Source organism: Pokkaliibacter sp. MBI-7 (genome assembly GCF_029846635.1).
Lineage (GTDB): Bacteria > Pseudomonadota > Gammaproteobacteria > Pseudomonadales > Balneatricaceae > Pokkaliibacter.
Window position 1 is genome coordinate 1,612,723 of record NZ_JARVTG010000001.1, and the last position, 26,159, is coordinate 1,638,881.

23 protein-coding genes are annotated in these 26,159 nt (G+C 57.6%); 7 read left to right on the plus strand and 16 right to left on the minus strand.

What is annotated here, in order from left to right:
* Window positions 1-172: 172 nt before the first annotated feature.
* Window positions 173-1,135, plus strand: coding sequence for a YihY/virulence factor BrkB family protein (locus QCD60_RS07270; protein WP_279783783.1), 963 nt, complete (start codon window positions 173-175; stop codon window positions 1,133-1,135).
* Window positions 1,136-1,173: 38 nt separating this feature from the next.
* Entirely contained in the window at window positions 1,174-1,839 is a 666-nt protein-coding gene (locus QCD60_RS07275; RefSeq protein ID WP_279783785.1) for a glutathione S-transferase, read from the plus strand.
* Here QCD60_RS07275 and QCD60_RS07280 read toward each other — a convergent pair.
* A complete protein-coding gene (locus QCD60_RS07280; protein WP_279783787.1) occupies window positions 1,822-2,727 on the minus strand; it encodes a LysR substrate-binding domain-containing protein in 906 nt (301 codons plus the stop codon). The genes QCD60_RS07275 and QCD60_RS07280 overlap by 18 nt on opposite strands.
* A 103-nt stretch (window positions 2,728-2,830) precedes the next feature.
* Here QCD60_RS07280 and QCD60_RS07285 point away from each other — a divergent pair, with 103 nt between their 5' ends.
* A complete protein-coding gene (locus QCD60_RS07285; protein WP_279783789.1) occupies window positions 2,831-4,135 on the plus strand; it encodes a D-amino acid dehydrogenase in 1,305 nt (434 codons plus the stop codon).
* 21 nt (window positions 4,136-4,156) lie between these two features.
* Here the strand turns inward: QCD60_RS07285 and QCD60_RS07290 are convergent, their stop codons facing one another.
* The 6 genes from QCD60_RS07290 to exbB all read right to left on the minus strand — a co-directional run bounded on the left by QCD60_RS07290 (window position 4,157) and on the right by exbB (window position 10,741).
* The gene (locus tag QCD60_RS07290; RefSeq protein WP_279783792.1) at window positions 4,157-5,077 is read right to left on the minus strand and encodes a DMT family transporter; all 921 of its coding nucleotides are present in this window, start codon (window positions 5,075-5,077) and stop codon (window positions 4,157-4,159) included.
* A gap of 97 nt (window positions 5,078-5,174) precedes the next feature.
* Complete coding sequence (locus QCD60_RS07295; protein ID WP_279783794.1) at window positions 5,175-6,014, minus strand: AraC family transcriptional regulator; 840 nt, start codon at window positions 6,012-6,014, stop codon at window positions 5,175-5,177.
* A gap of 263 nt (window positions 6,015-6,277) precedes the next feature.
* On the minus strand, window positions 6,278-7,936 hold the full coding sequence (leuA, locus tag QCD60_RS07300; RefSeq protein ID WP_279783796.1) for a 2-isopropylmalate synthase: 1,659 nt from the start codon (window positions 7,934-7,936) through the stop codon (window positions 6,278-6,280).
* Window positions 7,937-8,436: 500 nt separating this feature from the next.
* Complete coding sequence (locus tag QCD60_RS07305) at window positions 8,437-9,294, minus strand: energy transducer TonB (RefSeq protein ID WP_279783798.1); 858 nt, start codon at window positions 9,292-9,294, stop codon at window positions 8,437-8,439.
* Window positions 9,291-9,719: a TonB system transport protein ExbD gene (gene exbD, locus QCD60_RS07310; protein WP_104152047.1), complete on the minus strand. Its 429-nt coding sequence runs from the start codon at window positions 9,717-9,719 to the stop codon at window positions 9,291-9,293. Before exbD ends, QCD60_RS07305 begins: the two co-directional genes overlap by 4 nt.
* A 2-nt stretch (window positions 9,720-9,721) precedes the next feature.
* Window positions 9,722-10,741, minus strand: coding sequence for a tonB-system energizer ExbB (gene exbB, locus QCD60_RS07315; protein ID WP_279783801.1), 1,020 nt, complete (start codon window positions 10,739-10,741; stop codon window positions 9,722-9,724).
* A 256-nt stretch (window positions 10,742-10,997) separates the two neighbouring features.
* On the opposite strand from exbB, the gene QCD60_RS07320 reads away from it, so the two are divergent.
* Window positions 10,998-11,471, plus strand: a complete 474-nt coding sequence (locus QCD60_RS07320) for an Lrp/AsnC family transcriptional regulator (RefSeq protein WP_104152046.1) — start codon at window positions 10,998-11,000, stop codon at window positions 11,469-11,471.
* Window positions 11,472-11,476: 5 nt separating this feature from the next.
* A complete protein-coding gene (locus tag QCD60_RS07325; protein ID WP_279783804.1) occupies window positions 11,477-12,031 on the plus strand; it encodes a GNAT family N-acetyltransferase in 555 nt (184 codons plus the stop codon).
* Window positions 12,032-12,046: 15 nt separating this feature from the next.
* Here QCD60_RS07325 and QCD60_RS07330 read toward each other — a convergent pair whose 3' ends face one another.
* A complete protein-coding gene (locus QCD60_RS07330; RefSeq protein WP_279783807.1) occupies window positions 12,047-13,255 on the minus strand; it encodes an MFS transporter in 1,209 nt (402 codons plus the stop codon).
* 185 nt (window positions 13,256-13,440) lie between these two features.
* On the opposite strand from QCD60_RS07330, the gene QCD60_RS07335 reads away from it, so the two are divergent.
* On the plus strand, window positions 13,441-14,316 hold the full coding sequence (locus QCD60_RS07335) for a LysR family transcriptional regulator (RefSeq protein ID WP_279783809.1): 876 nt from the start codon (window positions 13,441-13,443) through the stop codon (window positions 14,314-14,316).
* Between the two features lie 116 nt (window positions 14,317-14,432).
* Here QCD60_RS07335 and QCD60_RS07340 read toward each other — a convergent pair whose 3' ends face one another.
* Window positions 14,433-15,431 carry a rhodanese-related sulfurtransferase gene (locus QCD60_RS07340; protein WP_279783811.1) on the minus strand — a complete coding sequence of 333 codons (999 nt, stop codon included), beginning with the start codon at window positions 15,429-15,431 and terminating at the stop codon, window positions 14,433-14,435.
* A 509-nt stretch (window positions 15,432-15,940) separates the two neighbouring features.
* Here QCD60_RS07340 and QCD60_RS07345 point away from each other — a divergent pair.
* A complete protein-coding gene (locus tag QCD60_RS07345; protein ID WP_279783813.1) occupies window positions 15,941-16,420 on the plus strand; it encodes a GNAT family N-acetyltransferase in 480 nt (159 codons plus the stop codon).
* A 53-nt stretch (window positions 16,421-16,473) separates the two neighbouring features.
* On the opposite strand, the gene QCD60_RS07350 is transcribed toward QCD60_RS07345, so the two are convergent.
* The 7 genes from QCD60_RS07350 to QCD60_RS07380 form a co-directional block, all read right to left on the minus strand.
* The gene (locus QCD60_RS07350) at window positions 16,474-17,229 is read right to left on the minus strand and encodes a polysaccharide deacetylase family protein (RefSeq protein ID WP_279783815.1); all 756 of its coding nucleotides are present in this window, start codon (window positions 17,227-17,229) and stop codon (window positions 16,474-16,476) included.
* Window positions 17,222-18,367 (minus strand): glycosyltransferase, encoded by a 1,146-nt coding sequence (locus QCD60_RS07355; RefSeq protein WP_279783818.1) that lies wholly within the window; start codon window positions 18,365-18,367, stop codon window positions 17,222-17,224. Before QCD60_RS07355 ends, QCD60_RS07350 begins: the two co-directional genes overlap by 8 nt.
* Before the next feature lie 65 nt (window positions 18,368-18,432).
* Window positions 18,433-19,620, minus strand: coding sequence for a glycosyltransferase (locus tag QCD60_RS07360; RefSeq protein ID WP_279783820.1), 1,188 nt, complete (start codon window positions 19,618-19,620; stop codon window positions 18,433-18,435).
* 185 nt (window positions 19,621-19,805) lie between these two features.
* The gene (locus tag QCD60_RS07365) at window positions 19,806-21,056 is read right to left on the minus strand and encodes an adenylate/guanylate cyclase domain-containing protein (protein ID WP_279783822.1); all 1,251 of its coding nucleotides are present in this window, start codon (window positions 21,054-21,056) and stop codon (window positions 19,806-19,808) included.
* A 269-nt stretch (window positions 21,057-21,325) separates the two neighbouring features.
* On the minus strand, window positions 21,326-21,985 hold the full coding sequence (locus tag QCD60_RS07370) for a hypothetical protein (protein ID WP_279783824.1): 660 nt from the start codon (window positions 21,983-21,985) through the stop codon (window positions 21,326-21,328).
* Window positions 21,986-21,992: 7 nt separating this feature from the next.
* Window positions 21,993-22,454 (minus strand): cyclic nucleotide-binding domain-containing protein, encoded by a 462-nt coding sequence (locus QCD60_RS07375; protein ID WP_279783826.1) that lies wholly within the window; start codon window positions 22,452-22,454, stop codon window positions 21,993-21,995.
* 537 nt (window positions 22,455-22,991) lie between these two features.
* On the minus strand, window positions 22,992-26,147 hold the full coding sequence (locus QCD60_RS07380; protein ID WP_279783828.1) for an EAL domain-containing protein: 3,156 nt from the start codon (window positions 26,145-26,147) through the stop codon (window positions 22,992-22,994).
* Between the last annotated feature and the right edge of the window lie 12 nt (window positions 26,148-26,159).

Sequence of the window (26,159 nt, forward strand, 5' to 3'; positions counted from 1 at the left end):
TTGCCTTCCCCCCCATCCGGACATATAGACTAGAGCCTGGCTGCAATCTTCTGACGACAGAAACTCACCTGTTCAGGCCAGCATTGTGCTCCTGTGATCTGCCGCAGATAACCGCTTTACGTCTATTCACTGCACGGCCATGCCCTGCAGCATTGCTATCCAAGGAACGATTATGTCTGCGGGACGCTCCCTCCCCAGCCTCTGGCCACTGCTGAAAATGACCGCCACGGCATGGCTGGATGACCGCGCCATGCGACTGGCTGCGGCACTGGCGTACTACTCGATCTTCTCACTGGCACCACTGATCATCATTGCCATCTCGGTGGCGGGCTTTATCTTCGGCGAAGCCGCCGCGCGCGGTGCCATCAGCGAACAGCTGACCGAAACCCTCGGCCCGATGGGCGCCTCGGCGGTGGAAAACATGATCAACAGCGCCCGCTCCACCGCCTCCAGCGGGCTGATGGCCGTTGTCGGTATCGGCCTGCTGATCTTCAGTGCCACAGGCATTTTCGGTCAGCTGAAAGATGCCATGAACACCATCTGGGGCATCATGCCCAAACCGGACCGGGGAGTTCGCGGCATGGTGATTGACCGGCTGCTGGCGCTGATCATGGTGTTCTGTATCGGCCTTCTGCTGATGGCTTCTCTGGTGATTACCGTCTGCCTGAGCGCCTTGTCCGGCTGGCTCGGCGATGTGATGCCACTGCCCGGCGCCTTCTGGCAGGCGCTCAACCTGCTGGTCAGCTTTGCCGTTACCACCCTGCTGTTTGCCATGATTTTCAAGATTCTGCCCGATGCCGATATTCGCTGGCTGGACGTCTGGACCGGTGCCGCCATCACCTCACTGCTCTTCACTCTGGGAAAATGGGGGTTGTCGCTCTATCTGGGGCGGGAAAGTGCGGTCTCCACCTACGGTGCCGCCGGTGCCTTTGTGCTGATTCTGCTGTGGGTACATTACTCGGCCTGCATCCTGTTTTTCGGCGCCGAATTCACTCAGGTCTATGCCCATGCGCGGGGCCATGAGATACATCCAAATCGCTTTGCCATCCGTATTGATGAACTGACGGCCTACAAGCAGCGACTCAAGGAACAGAAGCAGCACAAGGCTGAACGACAGGCACTACAGAACAGCTGAGCGCCGGTCGGTTTCCATCACCCTGACAAGGATCCCTCATGATCATCGTTCACCATCTGGAAAACTCCCGCTCCCTGCGCATTCTGTGGCTACTGGAGGAGCTGGGGCTGGATTACGACATTCGCCTCTACCGCCGTGATCCCCAGACCATGGCCGCCCCCGACAGCCTCAAGGCCATACACCCGCTGGGCAAGGCGCCGATTATCAGTGACGGTGAACTGGTGATCGCCGAGTCCGGTGCCATTATCGAATATCTGCTGGATCGTTATGACGATGGACGTCTGCGCCCAGGATCGGGGCAGCCGCTGCTGGATTACCGCTACTGGCTGCACTTTGCCGAGGGCTCACTGATGCCACTGCTGGTGATGAAGCTGATCTTCACCCGCATGCCTGAAAACCCCATGCCCTTCTTTGTTCGCCCGGTCGCCCGCGGCCTGAGCAGCAAGGTGCAGGAGATCTTCCTGACGCCACGCCTGCTGCCACAGCTGGCACTGATCAACGACACGCTGGCGCAGCGCCCGTGGTTTACCGGCGAGCAACTGAGCGGTGCAGACATCCAGATGAGCTTTCCCCTGCAGGCGGCCAGCAGCCGGGCCGATCTCAGCGACTATCCTCATATTGGCCGCTTTCTCAGCCGCGTCACGGAGCAGCCCGCCTATCAGCGCGCCCTTGCCCGCGGCGGCAAGCTAACTCCGCTGGGCTGAGCCAGGCGCCAGAGCCTGTTTAACCACGCGAGTCAGGCACTCCAGCCAAAGCTGCAGAGCAGGCTGATCCGCATCTTCCAGCCGGCACAGGGCATAGAGGGTAATACTGATTCTGGGTTCCAGTGGACGGCCTGGCAGCGGTGAGCCAATCAGCGTGAAGGGGTCAACAATGGCCAGCCCCTGCCCGGCTTCTACCAGAGTGCAGGCCAGCTGATAGTTCTGCACCCGGGTCTGAATCTGTGGTGGCGGTTGCAGCTGCTGCAGATGACTGTTAAGCAGTCCGCTCATCGGATCATGACTATCGAAGCCAATCAGGGGCTGCCCCGCCAGTAACGACAGGCTGCAGGGTTGCTGCAGCTCCTCCTCTGTCCAGTATCCGGGACGGGCAATGACCCGCAGCGCCCCCTGCAGCAGCGGTTTCATCAGCAGGTTGGGATGGGCCACCGGATGGAAGGTAATGCCCATGTCGGCTTCCTGCAGCACCAGCTTCTGCACCATCTCGCGGCTGTGCTGAGTCGCAATGCTGAGCGGCTGGCGACTGCGCTGATGCCAGAGCGGCACCACCTGCGGCAGCAGATACTGCGCCAGCGTGGGAATCACCAGCAGGCGCAAAGGCCGCTCCAGAGGCTGACGCAGATTCTCAGCCAGCTGCTGTACCCGCCGCAATGACTCGAATACCTGCGCCACTTCCGGCTCCAGCATCTTCGCCTCTTCGCTGGCGACCAGCTTGCCCTTGACCCGCTGAAACAGCGCAAAGCCCAGTTGCAGCTCAGCATGCTGCAATGCCTTGGTCACCGCTGGCTGGGAGATATGCAGCAGCTGGGCTGCACCGCTGACCGAGCCGGTTTGCATAATGGCCTGAAAAATCTCGATATGGCGCAAGCGCATCGGCGACCCTCCACAACAATGATGGCGGGCAGTATAGTCCATAACCCTGGGTTATAACCCAAATGACAGTATTCATTGGTCAGCCTGCCGTCGGCTGGCCAGAATGACGTCATTCTCGGCAACGCAGGCCCATTTCCCCATCATGTCTTCACATTGCCTGATCATTGGTGCAGGTGTTATCGGCCTGACCACCGCTTATGCCCTGCTGCAACGCGGCCACCGCGTCACGCTGCTAGATGCCTGCCGCGAGGTCGGCATGGGCACCAGCTACGCCAACGGTGGCCAGCTCAGCTACCGCTATGTAGCGCCACTGGCCGATGCCGGCGTACCGCTGCAGGCACTGGGCTGGATGCTGAACCGCGATTCCCCGCTGACCTTTCGCCCCCAGCTCGACCTGCAACAGTGGCGCTGGTGTGCCGCCTTCATTGCCGCCTGCCGGCGCTCGGTCAATCAGCGCAATGGCCAGCGGCTGCTGCAACTGGCACTGCTCAGTCAGCAGCAACTGCATCTCTGGCAGGCGCAGTCACCACTGGCGGATTTCAGCTGGCGCTGTAACGGCAAGCTGGTGGTCTACCGGCGGCCACAGGCCCTCTCCCGGGCCGCCGCCAGCCTGGTCGCACCCGACAGTCAGCAGGTGCTGAACCGGCAGCAACTGCTGGCGCTTGAGCCCAGTCTGGCGGGTATGGCAGAGCAGCTGAGCGGGGCGATCTTTACGCCGGGCGACGAAGTCGGCGACTGCCATCTGTTCTGTCAGGCATTGCTTGGCTACCTGCAGCAACAGACTCATTTTCAACTGTTAGAACAATGCCCCGTGACTGCGCTGACTCAGCACGCGGGGCAGATTCAGGCAATTGAGACCGACCTCGGCCCGTTACAGGCGGATCACTATATTCTGACTGCCGGGATGGGCAGCTATGAACTGGCCGGAGCGCTCGGCTTACGTCTGCCGCTCTACCCGCTGAAAGGCTACAGCCTCACGCTGCCACTGGCTGAAGAGGCAGTCGCACCGCACATCAGCGTGACTGACTACGAACGGAAAATGGTCTATGCCCGTCTGCCCGCTACCGGCACCCTGCCGCAGCGCCTGCGCGTTGCGGCCATGGTGGATATCGGTGTACAGGACACCCTGATCACCCCACGACGCATCCAGAGTCTGCGCCAGCAGGCCACGGCCAGCTTCCCGGCAGCGGGCGACTTCGCGCAAGCTCATAGCTGGGCAGGCCTGCGTCCGGCCACACCGACCGGCCTGCCCGTCATCGGCGCCACACGCTGGGGCAACCTGTGGCTGAATATCGGTCACGGTGCTTTGGGTTTTACCCTGGCCTGTGGCAGCGCCACCCTGCTGGCTGAGCAGCTCAGCGGACAACCCGCCAGCATATCGCTGGATGGTCTGACGCTCGGGTACTGATGCCCCGGCTACAATCCGGCTTTACTCATAGCGCGCCTGAACAGGCTCGCCTGAGCGCCGGTACCATGCCAGCAGCGGCCCCGTCAGGATCGCCATCAGCACACAGCCCATGCCCAGCCACTGCCAGAGCAGGATCGGCTCGTCCAGCCACAACGCCGCCAGCAGCACCGTGGTCAGCGGTGCAACGGCAGTAAAGGGGGCGGCGGCACAGCCGCGAATACGAGCGCTGCCGGCATACCACAGGCAGAAGCCCATCACTGTCGGCACCACGGCATAGTACAGCACTGCCCACCAGGCCTGCGGTATGGGCGCCAGCGTCCAGGGTCGCTCGGCCAGTGCCGGTATCGCCGTCAGCAGCAATCCCAATGCGCTCATCAGGGTCGATAAGGCCAGCGGGGGAATGGGTTGCTGCAGACGTTGATTGAGCAGGATGAACAGGGCCTCTGCGACCATGGCCGCCAGTATCAGCCCATCACCGTAAAGACTGCCCGCCTGCGCAGAGCCCTGTTGGGCAGGCACCAGTAACAGCATGACCCCCAGTGAGCTCAGAGCCACCGCCAGCCAGGTGCTGCGCCCCGGTTTCTCCCGCAGCAATACCATGGCGACCAGCCCGGTAACAGCCGGAAGGGTACCGCTGATCACCCCGGCATTGGCGGCAGAAGTGTGCGCCATGCCACTGATCAGCAGCACGGTGTAGGCCACACTGCCCGCCCCTGCCTGACAGATCAGCACCCAGGCATCATGACGACGAGGGCGTGGCCATGGCGTGGCGGTCAGCTTCATCAGCAGCAGAAAGATCGGCAGGGCCATGGCAAATCGTGCCGCCGTTGCGGTAAAGGGAGGCAGCCCGGTAGCAATCAGCCGACTGGCTATCACCGTACTCCCCACCATCATCATGGCCAGTGCCAGATAACCGTAACCGTGCCACTGTGAGCTCTTCATGGTTTTCTCCTCTAAACCTGAAAGGAGACACTTTAGAAAGCGCGCGGGGGCGGGTCTTGAATGAAATTGCAGGGAGAGGCAGACAACGATGAGACGATCAGGACTGGCTGCCGATCTGCCCATACAGGCCCGGTGTAATACCGTACTGGCGCCGAAACAACCGGGTCATATGGCTCTGGTCGGCAAACCCTGCCGCCAGTGCGGCATCCACAGGTTTATGGCCACTCAGCAACAGACGGCGGGCAAGATGCAGGCGCTGCTGCAGCAGATAGGCATGAGGCGACAGCCCCAGTGCCTTGTTGAAACTGCGAATCAGATTGAAGCGGCTGACGCCCACCATCGCGGCCAGCTCGTGCAGTGAAGGTGCCTGCAGCGGCTCATCAGCCAGCCGCTGACGGACCTGCTCCACCGTGGCAGAGGCTGGCATCAGCGGTCTGGCCTGACTATGGTGTGCCAGCAGGTAGACCAGCGTAGAGACCGCACTCTCCTCTGCGGCAAGACGAGCGGCCACATCCACCTGTGCCTGATGCGCCTGTCTGACCGACGTGACTCGCTGAAACAGTTGAACAAACTGCTGCCGCAGGCGCTGATCCTGGGCGACAGGCCGCACCAGACTGAGTTCGGCAGAAAAGGGCAGTTCCAGCTCACTGGCCAGCTCATGCAGTAGCGACGGCTCAAAATACAGCATGCTCCACTGCCGCCCTTCTTCGGCCAGTGGCACACCATCATGCACTTCGCCCGGATTCACCATGATCAGTTCACCGGGGCCGGCCTCCACCCTGCCGCAGCCACTGGCAGAACGCTGGGCACCGCGATGAATCAGTCCGATGCCGTACTGGTCATGACTATGACGGGGGTAATGGCGGTTGCTGTCGATGACCATCGCCTGCGTGTCTGCCAGCAAGGAAGGCAGCATCCTGAGCTGATGTTGACTCACACTACTCTCCCTGAATGAGTTCACGCCTGAGACGATGAGTTATAGCAGATGCCTGAGCGGCCCCAAAAACAAAAAGCGGAGGAGCCTGCGCTCCTCCGCTTTTTGCGTCTTCACAGGCCTGGGGCCTGTTTGTGCAGCAGCTGTATATTCAGCTTTGGTGGAGGTCAGTGCCGCAATGCGACCTGCCTCTTATGGTCATGTTGACTGGCGTCTCACCTGCCACAGGCAGGGTGGAGTGTGCCTTGTGCCGAAGCGTTCCTGCCTCAGGCGATTTTACGCAGTGAAGGCACCTGCGCTGCGGCGTTGATGACCGCCTGCAGGGATGCATTTACCACGTCACGACCGATGGCTACCCCGCACATACGCTGACCTTCCACTGCCAGCAGGATGTAGGCTGCAGCGCGGGACTCAGTGCCCTCGGTCAAGGCATGCTCGGAGTAATCCAGCACGTCGATACGGATGCCGGTTTCGCGCTCCCAGGCATTGGCCAGCGCGGTGATGGCACCTTCGCCCTCACCGGCAATGTGTACGGCGCCGTTCGGCGTCTGCAGCTCAACCCGCAGACTTTCCTGCTGGTCCTGATCCAGCTGGAAGCGCTTGACCTGATAGCCATGGGCAGGCTGCAGGTAATGGCGCTCGAACAGGCTGCGAATCTGATCCGGGCTGATCTCACTGGAGCTCGCTTCGGCTTCGGCCTGAACGCGGCGGCTGAAATCGATCTGCAACCAGCGTGGCAACTGCAAGCCAAGATCACGCTCAAGGAGGTAGGTCACGCCGCCTTTACCGGACTGGCTGTTGATACGGATCACCGCCTCATAGCTGCGACCGAGGTCAGCAGGATCGATGGGCAGATAGGCCACATCCCAGTAGTGATCAGGCTTCTCGGCCACCAGCGACTTGCGTATCGCATCCTGATGGCTGCCGGAGAAGGCTGTGTACACCAGTTCACCTGCATAGGGATGACGCGGATGCAGAGCAATCTGGGTGCAGGCACTGACGGTTGATACGATGGCATCCATGTCAGACAGATCCAGTTCAGGATCAATGCCCTGGCTGTACAGGTTCATCGCCATAGTGACGATATCCATGTTGCCGGTACGCTCACCGTTGCCGAGCAGAGTGCCCTCGATACGATCAGCACCCGCCAGTACTGCCAGCTCTGCCGCTGCAACACCGCAGCCGCGGTCGTTATGGGTGTGAATGGAAATGCTGACATCCTTGCGGCCACGCATGTTACGGCAGAACCATTCGACCTGATCCGCGAATACGTTAGGCGTACTCACTTCGACGGTCGCGGGCAGGTTGATGATCATCGGACGGCCGGTTTCGCGCCACTCATCAATCACCGCATCACAGACTTCCACCGCAAAATCGACTTCGGTGCTGCTGAAGCTTTCCGGTGAATACTGGAAACTCCATTCAGTGTGCGGATAACGTTTTGAATACTCACGCACCCAGCGTGCGCCCTGCACTGCAATGGCTTTGACGCCATCTTTGTCAGTATTGAACACGTACTGGCGCTGAGTGGGGTTGACTGAGTTGTAAACATGCACGATGGCCTGCTTAGAACCTTCCAGCGCCTGATAGGTACGGGCGATCAGGTCTTCGCGAGCCTGAACCAGTACCTGAATGGTCACGTCTTCGGGAATCAGGTTGTTGTCGATCAGTTCACGGACAAAGTCGAAGTCAGGCTGAGAGGCCGCAGGAAATCCCACTTCCACATGTTTGAACCCGATGCGCATCATCAGGTCCCACATCTGCAGCTTTTGTGCAACGGTCATGGGTTCAACCAGCGCCTGGTTACCATCGCGCAGGTCAACCGCGCACCATAGCGGCGCCTTGGTCAGGACCTGATTAGGCCACTGACGATCAGGCATGTTGATGGTTGGTGCGGGGCGGTATTTGCGATGGTCGTAACTCATGATGAATGTCCTGGTGTTGTCCGTTAGTTGAAGTGGCGCCCCGCTGCTCGGTACTCGACTCGTCGACAGACGGTGCGCTGACTTCGGAAAGAATGGGTAGCTCTTCCAGTTACTGACAGTTCGGTGATAACCAATCCTTCAGCCAACTTGCAGTCTCCCGGGTGGAGAGAAAGGGTCGGATGGTGCCTTGTGAGCCCCTGACCAGTCCTGGGCTTCAGTGCTCCGCCGGGGCGGGTTGCTCTGAAGACGGATGTCAGTATACGGATTTTCCAGCAGCAGAAGATTGCTAAAATTGCTGTCTTTTTCTCAAGCTGAGCAACCTTTACTATTAAAAATCCTTTTTAAAGGCAGATTATGACCACTCTTTGAAAAATACATATTACGTATAGCTTTCTACCCTGCCTGATGAGGTTAAATCTGCCTCTATCCCCATGGCATAAACAACAACACCCTCGCTGACGGATCAGACGAGGGTGTTGTAGCTGGCCGTAGGCCAGAGCCTAGCGGCGCAGGTTGTAATCGATCGGCACTACCAGCTCGTTGGGGATACTGTCAGGCGGTGCCGGTAGCGGACTGGCCTGCTGGATCAGCTCCAGCGCGGCATCATCCAGCAATTCAAAACCGGACGAGGTCTTCAGTGAAGCACTCAGCACCTTGCCAGAACGGTCCATGACAAAACGGACATAGACCACACCTTCCTGACGCCTTACCCGGGCCGCTCGAGGATAACGCTTGTGCTTAGCCAGATGTGCCATCAGGTCTCCCTGCCAGCTACGCTGTGCCTGCACCCGTCGCTGCTGCTCGCCGGGATCAACGGCTTTCGGTGCCTTTGGGGTTGCCGGAGGAGCATCCTGCACTGCAGGTGGAGCCGCTTTGGGCTGCTCTTTCTTCGGTGGCTGTTCCTTTGGCTTTTCTACTTTCTTCTCGACTTTCTTCTCTACCTTTTTTTCCACCTTCTTCGGTTTGGGCGGTGGTGGCGGAGGAATAACCACTTCCGGTTTCACCTCCGGTGGTGGAGGGGGCGGAGGCTCAGGCAAGGGTTCAGGCTCGGGAGGTGGTGGCTCCGGTTCGGGTTCCGGCTCCACAACGGGTTCCGGGACCGGCTCAGGCTTGACCACTTCTGGCATTGGCGCCAGCTCAATCATGATTGCTTCCGGTGCCGCCGGTGGATTGGCAGGCAGAGGGGCCGCTTTGACCAGTGGCAGCAGCAGTGCCAGATGCACTCCTGCCACCAGCGTCAGGCCCAGCCCCCAGGCACTGGCACGGCGCAGACTCAGCGGCGGCTGGGCTTCAGGCATGGGATTGTGCACCCCAGAAGCTCTGGCTGCTGCGGGGGAAGGGTTCAGCGGTTCTGTCATTGAGCGCTTCCGACCGTCTCCAGACCCACCAGGCCAATTTTCAGATAACCCGCAGTTCGCAGCTGGTCCATGACCTTCATCAGCTCACCGTAAGGCACGCCTTTATCGGCACGCAGAAACAGGCGCTGCTGATAATCCTTCGCAGTCACCTTATCCAGCACTGCACCCAGCCCCTGCTCCGGCACTTTCTCTTCGCCCACGCTGACACTGAGATCCGCCTGAATGGAGATATAGACGGGTTTGTCAGGGTGAGGTTGCGGTTGTGCCGACGAGGCAGGCAGATCCACCGGTACACTGACGGTGGCCAGCGGTGCTGCCACCATGAAGATGATCAGCAACACCAGAATGACGTCGATAAAGGGCGTAACGTTGATCTCGTGGTTCTCACCCAGATCATCATCACCGTGATGCAGTCCACCTGCCATGATCAGCTCCCTACTTTACGCAGGGGAGTCACCTGTGGCTGGCGATCCAGATCGCGACTGACAATACGCGCCACCTCTGCGGTGGTATCGGCCATGATGGCGCGGTAGCCACCGATACTGCGGGCAAAATGGTTGTAGATGACGACCGCCGGAATGGCTGCCACCAGACCGATCGCAGTGGCCAGCAATGCTTCGGCGATACCCGGCGCCACCACGGCCAGATTGGTGGTTTGCGATTTGGAGATACCGATAAAGCTGTTCATGATGCCCCAGACGGTACCGAACAGACCGACAAAGGGAGAAGTCGAACCGATGGTGGCCAGCACACCGGTACCGACATTGATGCGGCGCGCAGCGGCAGCCTCAATACGATGCAGACGGGATTCGACACGCTCCTTCACCCCACCTTTATCAAAGGCTTCGTGCTTGGCTGACAACACCAGCTCATACTCGGCCGCCTGCACCATGGATGCTGACAGGCAGGTGTCATGTTCAACGGCCTTCAGCCCCTCACGCAGCGTGCCGACCTCACCCAGATTACGCAGGGTGCGGCGAGCGCGTTTCTTCGCTGCAGCAATCTCGATACTTTTCACCAGTGCGATGGTCCAGGTCACGATGGAAGCAAAGGCCAGACCCAGCATGACCGCCTTGACCACCCAGTCAGCGGCCATGAACATACCCATGGGGGTCAGGTCGTGTGGCAGCATGGATGCCACGGCATTGCTGTCGGCAACCGCTCCGGGCAGAGGCTCATTGGTCTGGGAGAGGTCTTCTGGCGCAGAGGCTGATCCCTGCATTGGGGTGTCCGCCGCGGAAACGGCATCGCTGGCAGGAGCAGAAACAGTAGCAGGGCTGGAAGAGGTCGCCGATTCGCTGCTGGCAGGTGCGCTGGTCGATGTAACAGGAGCGGTGAGCGTATCCGATTCAGCGTGGCTCAACGGAGCCAGCACCATGCCAGCACTCAGCCCTACGATCATGGCCCAGCGTTTGGCCATGCCTTTGTTCTGCTCGATATTTTTCATGTGAAATCCCGACGGCGACAGGGCTGCTGGGCGGTTAACCGACGCATTGCCAGTGGCTAACCAAGCTTGCCCATTCGATCCAATAGATTTTACTAATGCTAAAGCTTCTCATTATCTATCACAAGATCAATCTAATGATTGATTCAGATTGTCTCTTGGATCGCAACAAAGCCCTGACAATGCCTAAAGCACAAAATTGCTTTACCATAGCCAAACGCGCATTAATCTGTCGTCCAGACCGCAGGGAGACCAGTAAATGACATTCAATCGTTACGATCGGCGCATCATGGAAGTACTACAGAAGGACGGCCGCATGAGTAATCAGGAGCTGGCAGACAGCATTCAGCTGTCGCCTTCCCCCTGTTTGCGACGGGTCAAACGCCTGGAAGAAGAGGGCATCATCGAGGGCTACAGCGCTCTGCTCAATGCCAAAAAGCTCGGTTTGACCCTGATGGCCTTTATCGGCATCAGTATGGATCGTCATACTCCGGAGCGATTCCAGCGTTTTGAAGAGCTGATTGCCAGCTATCCGGAAGTGCTGGAATGCCACCTGATCACCGGCCAGTCGGCCGACTACCTGTTGAAAGTCATAGTCAAGGATATGGAAGCCTTCCAGCAGTTCCTGCTGAATCGGGTGACCACGATTGAAGGCGTGACCGGGGTGCATTCCAGTTTTGTGATGAAAACCCCTATCAGCAGTACCGCCCTGCCCCTCAACCACCTGACCTGATCATCATGCGATTTGAACTACTGAGCGAGCGCCACGCGCAAGCGCTGCTGGCCTTTGAAGAAAGCAATCAGGCCTGGTTTGAACGGACCATCGAGGCCCGCGAACCGGCATTCTATTCCCTTCAGGGCGTGCGTGAGCATATTGATGAATACGTGCAGCGTTACCATGAAGGCATGATCTATCCGCTGCTGATTGTGAATGAGCAGGGCGAGCTGATGGGCAGAGCCAACCTGCGTCGCTCGCTCAATGATTCGCGCTATGGTTTCGTCGGCTATCGTATCGGTGAAGCCTACTGCGGCCAGGGTGTAGCATCGGCGGCACTGAAGCAGCTGATCCGGGCGGGCTATGAGCAGATGAAGCTGGACCATTTGCGTGCTTTTGCCTCGGTCAGCAATATCGCTTCACAGCGTGTTCTGGAAAAACAGTCCTTTCTGCGCTGCCGCTACGTTCCCCAGCATGCCGTCACTCGCCAGGGACAGCTGGACGCCTGGGAATTCGTGCACTTTGCCAGTATCTGGCGCCGACACTGGCATCGGTGGTTTACTCTCACGCCCGACTGACCCGCTACACGCCCTTCAGCAAACCACTGCGTTTGTCACCTCACCCGCAACCCGGGTTTTACGGTGCAGATAAAGCGCTGCGCTCAGCGTACCCACCAGCACCACCAAAGAGCCGATGATCACTCCCGTCCAGCCACGCCATTCCCAGAAGGGATGCAAATAGATACCGCCGGTACTGGCGCCGGTGTAATAGAACACCAGGTACAGCGAACTGGCACTGGCCTTGGCATGCTGGGCGTTACGGCTGACCCAGCTGCTGTTGGTGGAATGGGCAAAGAAGAAGCCGAAGCTGTTGATAAAGAAACCGAGAATGATGGCCCACAGACTGGGCAGCAGAGTGCAGAGACTGCCCAGCATCAGTACCACGATGCCAAATGCCATGCACAGCGGCTGCGGGAAACGCCTGGCAGCACGACCAGCCAGTGCCGAACCAAGGGTGCCGGTCAGATAGGTCAGAAACAGCATGCCCAGAAAGCGCGGTGATAATGAGTACGGCGCATCACCCAGCACAAAGGTGATATAGCTGTACTGATTGATAAAGATAAAGAAGTTGAATCCGCCGATCAGATAGGCGGTCAGCAGGACGGGGTTGCGCAGGTGATCGAGCATATTGCCGAGCATGGTACGCAGATGAAATGGCCGGGCCTGGAAGTTGCGGGAGCGTGGCAGCAGGGAGGCAAAACTGAGCCATACCACCAGACTGACACCTGCAATCACCAGAAAGGTATTGGCCCAGCCCAGGCTTTCTCCGGCAAAACCACCAATCAGACGCCCACCTATACCACCCAGAGTATTGGCACCAATGTACAGACCGACAGCGGTCATCAGCGCCTCTTTGTCAAACTCATCCCCCATATAGGCCACCGCAATCGCTGGCAACCCACCAAGGAAAAAGCCCTGCACCGCACGCAGTCCCAACAGCATTTCGTAACTGCTGGTCTGCGACAGCGCCAGCGTCGTCACAATCACCCCGGCCATCGTGACAAGCATGATGCCCCGACGCCCCAGCACATCAGACAGCGGCCCGTACACCAGCAGTGATAAGCCCAGCGTCAGGGTGGACACGGTAAAACTGTAGCTGGCGGAAAGAGGAGACACCTGAAAGTCAGCGGCCAGCATGGGCAACAGCGGCTGGGTCACATAAAGGTTGGAGAAAATCATAAAGGAGCCCAGGCACAGAGCCAGGGTGGCACGCCAGTAAGCGCGACTGCCTGCTTGAATCATGATGGCGGTCCTGCGGTAGTGAAGCAGCCCGGAAAGCGGGGCCTACGGCACACTATATCGACCGCTTGGTCATAATAAAAATATATGCAAATTATGATTAGGATAATAAAGTTTTATATTCTGTACGGTTGTGACAGTCTTCCCACTGCAGACCTGACATTCCCCTGCTCTGACGGACCCGCACCATGGAACTCAAACCTCTGCGCTACTTCTATGAGGTCGCACGCCTCGGCAGCTTTACCCGCGCGGCAGAGCTGCTCAATCTCGCCCAGCCAGCAGTCAGCATGGCGATTCGCAAGCTGGAGAATGAACTGGAGCTGACCCTGTTTCATCGTCACGAACGCTCCATTGCCCTGACCGACGAGGGGAAATGTCTGTTCGTTCAGGCAGAAAAAATCCTGCAGGTAGTGGCCGATGCCGAGCTGGAAATGCAGGAGCTGAAGGGGCTGAGCCGCGGCGAAGTGCGGGTGGGTATCCCCAGTATGCTGGGTTCGTTCCACTTCCCTCCCATACTGATGGCATTTCGCCATCGCTATCCCAACCTGACGTTCTCGGTACAGGAAGGCGGCACCTGGCAGCTGCAGCAGATGCTGGAAAAGGGCGAACTGGATCTGGCTGTCATCGAATCGGAAACCATTTCCGACATTCTGGAAGCCCGGACGATTCTGCGCGAGGAAATGCGCGCCACCGTCAGCCGCGAGCACCTCTTTGCCGAGCGCAGTTCGATCACCCTGCAGGAGTTCTTTACCGAAGAGCTGGTGATGTTCAAGCCCGGCTACTTTCACCGCAAGGTACTGGACAGGCTGGCCAGGGAGGTCGGCTGTACACCGAACATCAGCTTTGAGACCAATCTGGTGCCGCTGATCCGCTCCATCGTCAAACAGGGTTTCGGCATTTCCACCCTGCTGAATATGGCCGTGGCAGATGACCCTGATCTGGTCACGGTTTCCTTTGCGCCGCCGATCTTTCTTGATCTGTGCATCGCCTGGCGCAAGGACGGCTATCTGTCGCGGGCCAATCGGGCGTTTGTGGAGTTCCTGCTGGAATCGAGCAGGATGTGAGCCACGACAAAAATAAGAAAAGACAGAAACAAGAAAGGGCACGTTACGTGCCCTTTCTGCTCTGAATCATCGGTGCTTACTTCAGATCCTGCATACGTCTTTCAGCTTAACGATGCTTACGCGGTCTGTCCCTGCTCGCTCAGAGCCTTCTGATGCTCACGCCATGCCTGCTTTTCACGGCGGCGCTCTTCGATGGTGTGTTTCACATCGCCGCCCAGATGGGTTTCGCCACGCTCGGCTGCCAGCTGCATCTGCTTTTCGCGTTCTTCGAAACGGGTCAGCTGCTGTTCACTCAGCTGATCGTGGCACTGGTGGCAACTGACACCTGCCTTGTACTCAGGGCGCAGCTTGTCGGCTTCGGTAATCGGACGACGGCACGCATTGCACTGATCGTACTGGCCTTTTTCCAGCTTGTGATTGACCGCCACACGGTTATCGAACACAAAGCATTCACCTTCCCAAAGGGTATCGGCCTCAGCGACTTCCTCCAGATATTTGAGGATGCCACCTTCGAGGTGATAGACCTCATCGAAGCCCTGCTCCTTGAGGTAGGCGGTGGATTTTTCACAACGAATACCCCCGGTGCAGAACATCGCCACTTTCTTGTGCTTGCCCGGATCGAGGTTCTGCTTCACGTATTCGGGAAACTCGCGAAAGGTTTCGGTCATCGGGTTGATGGCACCTTTAAACGTACCGATCTGCACTTCGTAGTCGTTACGCGTATCGACCAGCAGTACGTCCGGGTCAGAAATCAGAGCATTCCAGTCCTGAGGTTTGACGTAGGTCCCCACCACTTTGTTAGGGTCAATACCTTCAACCCCCATAGTGACGATTTCACGCTTGAGCTTGACCTTGGTGCGGTAGAACGGCAGCACCTCGGTAAAGGATTCTTTATAGGACAGGGCAGCCAGACGAGGGTCGGACTTCAGCCAGGTCAGCAATGCATCAATACCTGCGCGGGAGCCGGCCACAGTACCATTGATCCCCTCTTTCGCCAGCAGCAGGGTACCGCAGACTTCGTTACTCTCCATCACATCCAGTAATGGCTGACGGATGGCTTCAAAATCATCCAGAGCGACGAACTTATACAGCGCACAAACAACAAACTGTGACATCGAACTTCTCCATGCGGTCTGGAACGTAAAACCAGAGCACGACAGCGGGTTAGCAGGCACTTACAATCTCGCCAATCTGAGCCGCTCATGAGCCATGACCGACATCAGGAAGAACGTGAGCACCTGTTCAGAAAGGCGCGCATTCTACCTGCTTCTCTACCTCAGTCCAAGGCTTGCGCCACAATGGCTGGTTATTTTACGACCAGATGTAACTTGCCCGCGACCTGCACCTGCACTACCTGAAAAATGGCGTGATCCCTCGCTACAAAGCCCGCTCCCCCCGCTTCCCCGCTGCGTTTTTTGCTCTATGCTAAGTGAATCTGGCGTTTCGTAACGAACCACAGATTTTGCCGTCATCAGCGGCCAGCCAGCGCTCCTTGTCTGAGCCTGAGTCAGCCCAGTAATGATCTTTTCAGGCAGACCTCAGCGACCCCAACGGACCCGCACGGGAAGTGCGTACCCTCCTGACGCTGAGTAAACCTTTAGCCTTGTTATATAGGAAGTGAGAAATGATACGCGCCTATCTAGCATCGGATCGGACGGCCATAGAAGCGCTATGGGAAGATACCGCCAACGAGATCAGTGCTTTTTACCACCCCGCCTGGCGTAGCTACGAGCGCCTGCAACAACTGGATCAGGTACTGGAGCAGGGAGAAACCTGGGTGTATCTGCATCAGATGCAGGTGGTGGGATTTATCAGTCTGGTCGATACCGAAATTGTCTGCCTGTGCGTCCAACCCGAGCTGCGCGGTAAAGGCATTGGCTGCACCCTGCTTAACTATGTGCGGCAGTTCTTTCCGCACCTGCAGGCAGTCATCTATGAATCCAATCGACAGGGCCGCCACTTCTATGATCGCTATGGTTTTGTCACCCAGCGTCGCTTTACGCAGAATCAGGACGGTCAGGCACTGCTGCTGATGCAGTATCACCCCCACACCACCTTTGACACGGGGTTCCCCTCTTTCGAGTTACCGATGCAGCTGCACTGAGCACGTCAGCCAGACAACGCCTGCTGGCAGTGACGGGCTGGCGCTTTATCACGCTAGCCCGCTGGTAACAGATCGGCAATCCAGCCTACGCCAGCATCGTTCAGTACCCTGAACAACTGGCGGGTGAAGCGCCAGGCTGCAGCATCCATGACCAGATGATGAGTCATGATGCCGGTTGGCTCAGCCGCATCCACCAGCCCCAGACGTCGCTGCTGCAGATGGGTGATCAGGGCCGTGAGCGTGTCAGCTTCCCCGGCGAAGTGAGCAGACGGCTTCCATTTCAGCACATCCACATGAACATTCACCTGTGTCAGGCCGTCCACCTCCGCCGCATCGCGCGGCCCCAGAGTGGATAGACCTCGCAATCCCACCTGATCATGCAGATAAGGCCGCAACGTCGGGGTATAGCGATTCCATGGCGGCACCAGCACAGGCTGAAAACGTCCGGCAAAGTGCTGTTCCAGCAGTTCCCGCCCCTGACGCAACGCATCGATCATGACTGAAAGAGGCCGATGCGCGCCCAGCTCATGTTTACGCTCAGTGGGTGGCGCATGGTTGGTATGATCAAATCCATGCTGCACTATGCCTACCAGACCATGTCCTTGTACGGCTGCCGCCAGTGACGGCTGTACTTTCGCCGGCACCGCTGCCAGCAGCACAGGCACCTGCAGTTCATCACTGATCTGCAACAGATGTTGAAGTTCGGGCACATCCGCTTCCGCATCGTCATCCCGCCACCACAATGTTGGCCGGCGATGGCTCCGTGCCCACAGCCGCAACTCCTGTTCCAGACTTTGCCAGTCAGCCATGACGTTGCTCCAGCAGTGAGCGAATAATATCGCCACTGCGCCTGGCCCCGGCCAGTTGCAGTGACAGTGCGGGAGAACGCTGATGAAGGTCAGCCACCGTCTGGTCAATCACGCTGGCCAGATACTCGGGCTGCAACTCCTGCTCCCGCACCATGGCACAGATTCCCAGGGCCTCCAGCTTGGCGGTACGGGTAATCTGTTCTGTCTCACCTTTGCCTTCAAACGGCACAATGACACTGGGAACACCTGTCAGCAGAATATCCATCAGGGTGTTGTACCCCCCCTGCGAGATGGACAGTGCTGCATTAGCCAGCAGGCCACGGAAGTCGCTGCGTATAGGCTCAAGGACAATGCCGTCCGCCGCCAGCTGCTGCAGGGCCGTAATCTGATCGGCAGGGAGATTGGGGCCGATCAGGACGCGCCAGCGATGTTCACGCAGTACGGTCAGCGGTCGGGCTAATAAAGCTGCCTGCATGATGCCAAAACCCACCGCACCACCACCGGCGGATACGATAACTTCATTCTGCCCCTCAGCTGCAGGACTGACGCTGGTATCCGTTACATAGCCGGTGTAATGCAACGGTATGCTCAGCTGATCACAAAGGCTGAAGCTTTCCGTCAGCGGCACAAAGTCCTGCTGACCATGCACCAGCACACCATCGAAATAATGCTCCAGCAGCTTCAGTGCTTTTTGCTCTTTCTCCAACGGACGGCGCTGCAGAATGTCCCGTGCCGATGACAGGATCAACGGACGCGGCGACATGCTGTGCGCCTGCTGCAGTAAGGGGTCAAGTTCAAAGCGCAGCTGGCCACGGCCGAAAGGGTAACTCTCGATCAGCAACGCATCGGGCTGAATCTGCTCCAGCGCCTGCAGCAGCAGGGACCGCCGGTTGGCCTTGAAGTCGTCATCCAGCGCCTTGCCCTGATCGTCCACCAGACCACTGAACTGCGCATCTGCGGCACGAATCGCTGGCAGACTGATAACGTTGGCCTGACCAAAATTGATACCTGCGACCGCTTCGCCCCCCTGCACCACCCAGACTTCCAGCCCGGCTTGCTGCATACCCAGGCTCAGCTGTGCGGCACGTTTGATGTGGCCAATCCCCAGCAGATGCTGGACGTAAAACATTACCCGCATGGTCTTTCCTAAACTGTAGGTCCGTTGCCCTGAATGTGGGGCTGGGTTTCGGATATGAACAGCTGTCAGTCGATACGTTCGCTGAGCAAGCCTTTAACACGGCACTGCACCTGCTCCAGACCACTCAGCATATTGGCAGGCATGTGTTGTGATGGCGCACTCTGCTGTGGCAGGGCACGCAGGGCGACCAGCATACGCTCGGTGGTATGGGGCTCGCGCGGATCCAGCATACTGAGCAGGCCCAGTTCACTGGCATTGCGGGCTCGTATCAACTGCTCCTGACGCGGTTCTGTACGCGGGATCAGCAAGGCAGGCTTATCAAAGGAAAGTATTTCACAGAAGGTGTTATATCCACCCATCGCCACAATGCCGGCAGCCTCACTCAGCAGACTTTCCAGATTGGCATCGAAGGTAATCATATGTACACCGCGCAGTGGTTCAGCACGGTCCATAAACTGCTGCTGTTCCTGGCTGTTCATGAAGGGGCCAAGCACAAACATGACATCCCAAGGCAAATCGGGGTCGGCTTCGTAGGCACGCAACACCCAGTCCACCATTTCGGCACCATCACCACCACCACCGGGGGTCACCAGTAAATAGGGCCGTTCCACGGTTTCAAGATAACGGGAGCGGGTATGCACCGGCAGCTGACGCTGCAGATAGCCGGTATAAAACATTTTTTCCGGCACACTGGACGGTAGCGGCAGGCCCTGCAGGGGGTTCCCCATGGACTCATCGCCGTACACCCAGATTTCGTCGTAGAGTTCAGCCAGAGCAGGAAAGGCCTGCTTGTGTTCCCACTCTTTGGTCAGTTTGACGGGCTCATCCATCACATCGCGGATACCCAGCACATTGACGCACTCGGTATCGCGCAGCATCCGCAGGGTGGATTCCACCTCACCCTGCAGGCCCAGCGGTTCTTTATCGACGATAAACAGATCGGGCTCAAAGGCCTTGGCGGTGTTGAGAATGATGGACTCACGCAATGCCAGCGTCTGATCAAGGCGGATGTGCAAACCCAGTGAGGTGTAATCGCCATTATGCAGTTTGATCACGCCAGGAATCCGGACAAAATCTACCCGCGCCTTGAAATCAAAACGCCCAATGATAGGTGAGCCGGTGAGGATCAGTACCGATACCCCTTTGTAGCGCTCCACCAGCGCATGAGCCAGGGCGCGGCAACGACGCAGATGCCCCAGACCAAAGCTGTCATGGCTGTAGATCAACACACGGGTATTGTCCAATCGGTACATCGTCTTTTCCCTAGAAGTGGGTTCTAGCGGCATACAACCATCTCACTACCTGAACCGCCCAATCTGTGCGAGTTGACACCATCTGGGGGCATTTTCCTCGGCTCGGCGCGAACGACAGAGCCTAGCACGAATTCCTTTACACTTCCGCTATATAGCGCAACATCTGTTACCGCTTTGCAGGCCATCTACGTTGCCGAATGCGACAGAGCTGGCCCAGCAGGCAATGGCGCAAACAGCGTGACCGGCTCATCCACACCCCGCAGCTCATGACTGCCCATCTGCTGCAACGGCCGCTCCAGCAAACCCGCCATTTCGGCAGAGATCAGCACCGGCTGCTGCAGAAGCTTGGTCATATCTTCAATACGGGCCGTACGGTTGACAGCAGGCCCCATCACCGTGAAGTCCAGCCGGTTTGGCGCCCCGACATTGCCGTATTGCACACTGCCCACATGTAATCCCAGACCAAACAACAGCGGTGGCATTTCCTCTTGTGCACGCTTAAGGTTGATATCATCCATACGTGACAGGGTCGCCAGTGCGGCGGCCACTGCATGATTTGCCGCTTGCGCCAGACTGACCTGCTCACTGACCGGGAATACAATCAGCATGGCATCCCCAATAAAACGCAAAATCTCTCCACCACGGGAAGTCACCTCAGCGGCGACCGTCTCAAAATAGCTGTTGAGAGAATCGAGCAAGGTCTGTGCCGACAAGTGTTCGCTAAGGCTGGTGAAACTGCGCAGATCACTGAACCACAGTGCCGCTTCAATCAGCTCCATGTCGCCTCGCTTGATCTGGCCATTCATGACGCGTCTGGCAATACGCGGTCCGATATAGGTACTCAGCAGCGAATCGCACAACTGCTGGCGCGCAATAATCTCCCAGTACGGTGCCAGCAGATCTTTAATCAGTGTCAGCTTGGCCAGATCATGGTCATCAAACCCTGTTGCTGCGTCGGTGGCGAACAGTAACGACTGCACCCTGCCATTACTGCAGACCACGGGAAAGCCGACATAGTCAGTGCATCCGGCCTCCTTCAGCTCGCGCAGGGACGAATGGAGCTCTTGTTCATCGCCAGCATTCAGCGGATAGCGCACCGGTTCACGGCGCCGATGCAGTTTTTCCATCGGACTACCAATATAGGCAGAGGTATTGGTAACGCCATGCAGTGCACTCTCTTCCTCGACCACCCCCTGATCACGCCACCAGGTGTAAGAACACCCCACTACCTCCGGGTGCAGCACATTGATGCCGGCCCGCACACGTTTCAGGGGAGCGCCCGCCTCTGTTAAACGGGCACACAGGCCACTCACGAGTTCACCCGGCTGCTCCAGATCGGCAGCCGACTGCAGCAACCAACTCACTACAGGACGCAGCGGCCAGCCAGGCAACTGATCCATACCACCGGTGAGAAGGGCAATTTGTTCAGGCTTCATAAACGATATCCCGGATAGACAACATGCCTTGTAAGCATGGGATAGCATGGGTAAACAGAGGCCGCTGCAAATGGAGACACCACAGGGGAATTTCAACAACGCCACCATGCTTAACTATAGAGCAAGCATCACAACTCTGTATTGCGCGGACTTTGACCCAATGGCAGAAAGAATTCTCAATTAATTCAGAGAGATACAGCAACGAGATAGAATCAGGAGGGGTTTCCGTCAGCCCGGCAGCCATTGCTGCGCAGGCTACAGAAGCGCCATCAGGCGCTTTGGCACTGTTTATTCAGAGAGCAGTCATAGCCGCGCTCAACCATCAACTCCAGCATGCGTTTTACATTCTCACGGGCCTGCTGCTCGTGTTCATGGAAAAACACCGGGGTGTAGAAGAACGCAGAACGAGCCAGCAAACTTTCCCAGAAACAGATTTGCTTAGCGAAGAATTCAGGGTCTGTCAGAAACGCTTTTTCCTTGCGGCAACGCACGGAGTCCTTGATGAAAGGGTGCCAGGGCAAGGCAAAGCTGGACAGATCGACATCCATGATCAGCGCCTGATCCGGATTGGTCGGCGGCTGGCGATGGGTGGTGGCGAGGATCAGGTCATAGATATAGCGGCGCAGGGTCTGGTCCGCACCTAAACTGCACTGCAGGAACAGCTCAGCACTGCGCTGTTCGTTATCACAGGCCTGAAATTCATAAATGGCATCATGGAACCAGATAGCCAGCTCAATGGCATCCGCATTGATGGCATGGCTGCGATAGCGGTCAAGCCACAGCAGGCAATGCTGCACATGGCAACCGTTGTGATAATGGCGACCCGGAGCAGCGTACAGCTCTTCCAGCGTCGTAAAAGCCTGCTCCGCGTCCATGGCGGCTGTTCCCAGCGTCCGTTGCCATAAGGCGAGAAAGCGTTCTTTATTCATGGTTAGCCTATGAATGCAGTTCCAGTTGGCTGTAGAGCGCTTCGTTAGCATGATGCGCTTCAACCAGTTTGTCACTCAACTGCCGCAGTACATCCAGAGCCACATCAGGGTTGGACGTAATCAGCTGCAGAAATATGGAGCCTTCCATGCACAGCGCAGCCACATGACCACTCGCTCGAACGGTGGCACTGCGTCTGCTTTTGGAAATCACTGCCATCTCCCCGACCAGGGAGTTCACCCCACGAACAACGGATGTAAAGTCGCCCGCCTTGGTGGTGGCCATGATCTCCACCTCTCCTTCAATTACCAGATAAACCGAGTCCGCCGGATCATTAATGCTGAAAAGCACTTCACCATCTTCGTAATGCATCAGCCGGCTGGTAAACGCCAATAGTTTCAACTTGGACGTATCCAGTCTGGCCAGCATCGGGATCTTGCGTAGCAGATCTACTTCTTGATGGATATCCAAAACGCCCCCTGAAACCTCGTACAAACTTCGCACAACTACATCTTGTTTCTTACAGAACACAGGTCATAAAACAAGTGACGCCACTACAGAGTGTCACTCGCACTATGCGAGGTCAAGCCGTGTTCAACATACAATTAAATGATTGGAAACAGTCTGTGAGAAATCGTCGTGTTACTTAATTTCCCATACCAGCAATGGATCCAACCTCACCCCACACCATCTTCACGTCACTTCCGGGGAGACAAACCTTCCCCTTCTTGGTGCAGCTACGCCTGCTCTGCCCCTTATGTGTTCATGCCTGCCAAACCGATTGGTTCAAAGTCTGCCAGAGTGATACAACATGCCAACTATCACTTAGTTGCATGTCATACGGTGAAATAGTCAAGACACACATTTCACCCATGCAGTTTTGATACCAGCTTACCCCGCTCTCATGACAGTTTTTTGATCATCTGGTGAAGCCAGCATTCAAATATGCTGAACGATTCAGACTGACCGGAAAGCAAATGATGTTTTCTGTCTACTTATTTTCCACCGCTACAGCAGTCTGGGGTTCCAGTTATGATCCTGCTGCAGGAAGGTAGTGCAGGCATCCACTGGCAGGGGCGGGGAGAAAAAGTAGCCTTGAATCAGGTCACAGCCCGCCAGTGTCAGATAGTTGTACTGGGCCATGGTCTCAACCCCTTCCGCCACAATTTGGATCCCCAGCGTCTTACCCAGACCGATCACCGCCTGAACGATGGCAGCCCCTTCACGATCACCCACCACGTTGTCCACAAAGCTCTTGTCAATCTTCAGCTGCTGGAAGGGGAAACGCTTGAGGTAGCTCAGCGAGGAATAACCGGTACCAAAATCATCCATCGACAGCCCTACTCCCAGCTGTCGCAGCTGTTGCATCGTCATCAGGGCATCTTCGGCATTCTGCATCACCAGACTTTCGGTCACCTCCACCTTCAGCAACTCTGGCTCCAGCTCAGTTTTCTGCAGCACCTCACGGATCAGCTCAATACAACGGCCACTTTTGAACTGCCGGGCAGACAGATTGACCGATACCGTCATGCGCGGCAGATTGGCTTCCTGCCAGGCTTTGGCCTGGGCACAGGCGGTGCGTACCACCCAATCATCCAGTTCCAGGATCAGCCCGGTCTCCTCTGCCAGCGGAATAAATTCAGCGGGCGACACCATGCGGTCGCCCCGGCGCCAGCGCACCAGAGCCTCCACCCCTACCGTGGTATGGCTGTGAGGACTCCACTGCGGCTGGTAATACAGCACCAGCTCATTGCGCTCCAGCCCGAGACGCAGGTCATGTTCCAGCGCCAGACGGCGCCTGACTGCCTCATCCATTTCCTGCTTGTAGCTGCAAATCTGATTGCGGCCCTGCTCCTTGGCCCGATACATGGCGTTGTCTGCTTTCTTCAGCAGGGTCACCGGATCGTTGCCATCCTGAGGCGCCAGACAGAAGCCGATACTGGAAGTCACCAGCACTTCGGTTTCCTCCAGCACCTTGGGAGAAGCAACGGCATCCAGCATGCAGCGCAGGGTGATACTGATACTGTCGAGATCCGCCATATCATTGAGCAGCACCACAAACTCATCGCCGCCCAGACGCGCCAGAGTATCGCCCTCCCGCACACAACCACTCAGTGCCTGAGCCACCTGCCGCAACAGCTGATCACCCACAACGTGGCCCAGACTGTCATTGACGTACTTGAAGTTATCCAGATCAATAAACGCCAGCGCAAACCCGGAACGGTGGCGACTGTTGAAGTTGATTGACTGCTGAATGCGATCCATCAGCAGATTACGGTTGGGCAGGCCGGTCAGGTCATCGTAATTGGCCTGATATTCAAGCTGCTCCTGATAACGTTTGGCATCGGTGACATCATTGAGCACCCCGACAAAATGCCGGATGCGACCCTGATCATCGCGCACCGGCGCCACCCGCAGCTCGTTCCAGAACAGCGATCCGTCCTTGCGGTAATTGCGCAGCAAGGCGGCCCCTTCACTGCCATTACGCAGCGCCCGGCGAATGCTTTCCAGCCCCATCTGCTCGCGGTCATTGCCCTGCAACAGGCGGCAGTTACACCCCATCACCTCTTCCGTGGCATAGCCGGTGATCCGCTCGAAGGCCGGATTGACATAAACAATGGGATTATCAGCCTGACTGGCATCCGTGATGATGATGGCATTGACGCTGGCTTCGATCGCATGATTGCGCAACCGCAGCTCCATCTCGGCCTGGCGTTGCACACTGATATCCTGCAGCACACTGATGGCACCGTGGCGCTCTTCGCCCTCCAGCGCGAAGGGAACAGCGGAAACCAGCAGGGTCTTCTGCTCACCCTCACGGGTGATTTCCGCCACCTGATTGAGAAACGCCTGACCGCTACTCAGGCTGTGCTGCAGCGGCCAGTTGTGGCCCTGAATCGCTTCACCACTGGCTTCCCAGTGCCCTGTGCAGGTCTGTGCACCCTGCTGGGTGGCATCCCAGAGACGCCGCGCTTCCGGGTTGTGCAGAATCATCTGGCCATCCACATCGGCCACCAGCACCCCCACTGGCAGGGTTTCCAGAATATGACGCAGCAATGCTTCGTTCTTGGCCAGTGCGATCTGCGCACTTTCGCGGCGATGCATTTCCTGCTGCAACGCTGCTGTGCGCTGCCCTACCAGCAGCTCAAGGCTGTCAAACAGTCGGGCACGTCCCAGCGCCACCGAAAACTGATGCCCCAGTGCCCGCAGCGCCGAACGTTGCTGCTCATCCCAGGCAGCGCCCTCTTCCTGCGCAACATTCAGCAACCCCGCCACCTCATTACCAAAGAACAACGGAATAGTGACGTGGTGCTGCTGGGGGAAGACCTCCTGCAGTACGGGACAGTCTGCCACCTCGATCAGGTCACAAAAATGATCCGTGTCGTAGGCATGGTGGCAGGGGCACTGCAGCCCACAGTGCAGAATGCGGTTGGCTGTCAGCCCTTCGCCGACCAGCCCCGCCAGATGCCACTGCTCGTCACTGGTCAGCATCAGCCAGGCACAGGCTACCCCGTTAAAGCTAAGCAACTGGGTCAACCCACGCTGAATGATATCCTTCTCACTGCTGGCGGCACTGAGATCTGAGGTGAAGCGAAACAGGCTGTTAATCAGGGAATTGCTCTGGCTCAGCTCCTCATGCTTGCTCTTCAGCTCGGCATTGAGGCGAATCCCTTCCTCGTAAGTGGAAATCAGCAGATCCAGCATCTGTTGGCGGGCCGCGGTAATGAAATGACGCTCGCCGGCCAGCATCACCTCAATGCCGATCTGCACCCGCTCGTGCTCACGGTGCTCGTGGTTGACGATCAGGTAGCGAATGCGGCTGACCAGATAGCGTTCGTCATAGGGTTTGGTGATGAAGTTGTCGGCACCGCAGGTCAGACCTCTGACGACATCCCGCGGATCGGTCAGGGAAGTGACCAGAATCACCGGTATGGAGGCGGTTGCCGGGCGGGACTTCAGCGTCCGGCATAATTCATATCCATCCATCCTGGGCATGATGACATCGCTGATGATGACATCTGGCAGGCTGTGCTCGACATACTCCAGCGCCTCAACGCCGTTACCTGCCACCGCAACTGTGCAGCGATGCGCTTCCAGCAACGCCTGCAAGTGCAGCGCCTGGGTCAGGCTGTCTTCGACGATGAGAATAAGTTTGCCGTCCACGCCTCTACCTCC

What these genes read in the sequence shown, in the direction of transcription:
- QCD60_RS07270 (WP_279783783.1), top strand. Translation starts at nt 173, where the DNA reads ATGTCTGCGGGACGCTCCCTCCCCAGCCTCTGGCCACTGCTGAAAATG.
- QCD60_RS07275 (WP_279783785.1), top strand. Translation starts at nt 1,174, where the DNA reads ATGATCATCGTTCACCATCTGGAAAACTCCCGCTCCCTGCGCATTCTG.
- QCD60_RS07280 (WP_279783787.1), bottom strand. Translation starts at nt 2,727, where the DNA reads ATGCGCTTGCGCCATATCGAGATTTTTCAGGCCATTATGCAAACCGGC.
- QCD60_RS07285 (WP_279783789.1), top strand. Translation starts at nt 2,831, where the DNA reads ATGACGTCATTCTCGGCAACGCAGGCCCATTTCCCCATCATGTCTTCA.
- QCD60_RS07290 (WP_279783792.1), bottom strand. Translation starts at nt 5,077, where the DNA reads ATGAAGAGCTCACAGTGGCACGGTTACGGTTATCTGGCACTGGCCATG.
- leuA (WP_279783796.1), bottom strand. Translation starts at nt 7,936, where the DNA reads ATGAGTTACGACCATCGCAAATACCGCCCCGCACCAACCATCAACATG.
- QCD60_RS07305 (WP_279783798.1), bottom strand. Translation starts at nt 9,294, where the DNA reads ATGACAGAACCGCTGAACCCTTCCCCCGCAGCAGCCAGAGCTTCTGGG.
- exbD (WP_104152047.1), bottom strand. Translation starts at nt 9,719, where the DNA reads ATGGCAGGTGGACTGCATCACGGTGATGATGATCTGGGTGAGAACCAC.
- exbB (WP_279783801.1), bottom strand. Translation starts at nt 10,741, where the DNA reads ATGAAAAATATCGAGCAGAACAAAGGCATGGCCAAACGCTGGGCCATG.
- QCD60_RS07320 (WP_104152046.1), top strand. Translation starts at nt 10,998, where the DNA reads ATGACATTCAATCGTTACGATCGGCGCATCATGGAAGTACTACAGAAG.
- QCD60_RS07325 (WP_279783804.1), top strand. Translation starts at nt 11,477, where the DNA reads ATGCGATTTGAACTACTGAGCGAGCGCCACGCGCAAGCGCTGCTGGCC.
- QCD60_RS07330 (WP_279783807.1), bottom strand. Translation starts at nt 13,255, where the DNA reads ATGATTCAAGCAGGCAGTCGCGCTTACTGGCGTGCCACCCTGGCTCTG.
- QCD60_RS07335 (WP_279783809.1), top strand. Translation starts at nt 13,441, where the DNA reads ATGGAACTCAAACCTCTGCGCTACTTCTATGAGGTCGCACGCCTCGGC.
- QCD60_RS07340 (WP_279783811.1), bottom strand. Translation starts at nt 15,431, where the DNA reads ATGTCACAGTTTGTTGTTTGTGCGCTGTATAAGTTCGTCGCTCTGGAT.
- QCD60_RS07345 (WP_279783813.1), top strand. Translation starts at nt 15,941, where the DNA reads ATGATACGCGCCTATCTAGCATCGGATCGGACGGCCATAGAAGCGCTA.
- QCD60_RS07350 (WP_279783815.1), bottom strand. Translation starts at nt 17,229, where the DNA reads ATGGCTGACTGGCAAAGTCTGGAACAGGAGTTGCGGCTGTGGGCACGG.
- QCD60_RS07355 (WP_279783818.1), bottom strand. Translation starts at nt 18,367, where the DNA reads ATGCGGGTAATGTTTTACGTCCAGCATCTGCTGGGGATTGGCCACATC.
- QCD60_RS07360 (WP_279783820.1), bottom strand. Translation starts at nt 19,620, where the DNA reads ATGTACCGATTGGACAATACCCGTGTGTTGATCTACAGCCATGACAGC.
- QCD60_RS07365 (WP_279783822.1), bottom strand. Translation starts at nt 21,056, where the DNA reads ATGAAGCCTGAACAAATTGCCCTTCTCACCGGTGGTATGGATCAGTTG.
- QCD60_RS07370 (WP_279783824.1), bottom strand. Translation starts at nt 21,985, where the DNA reads ATGAATAAAGAACGCTTTCTCGCCTTATGGCAACGGACGCTGGGAACA.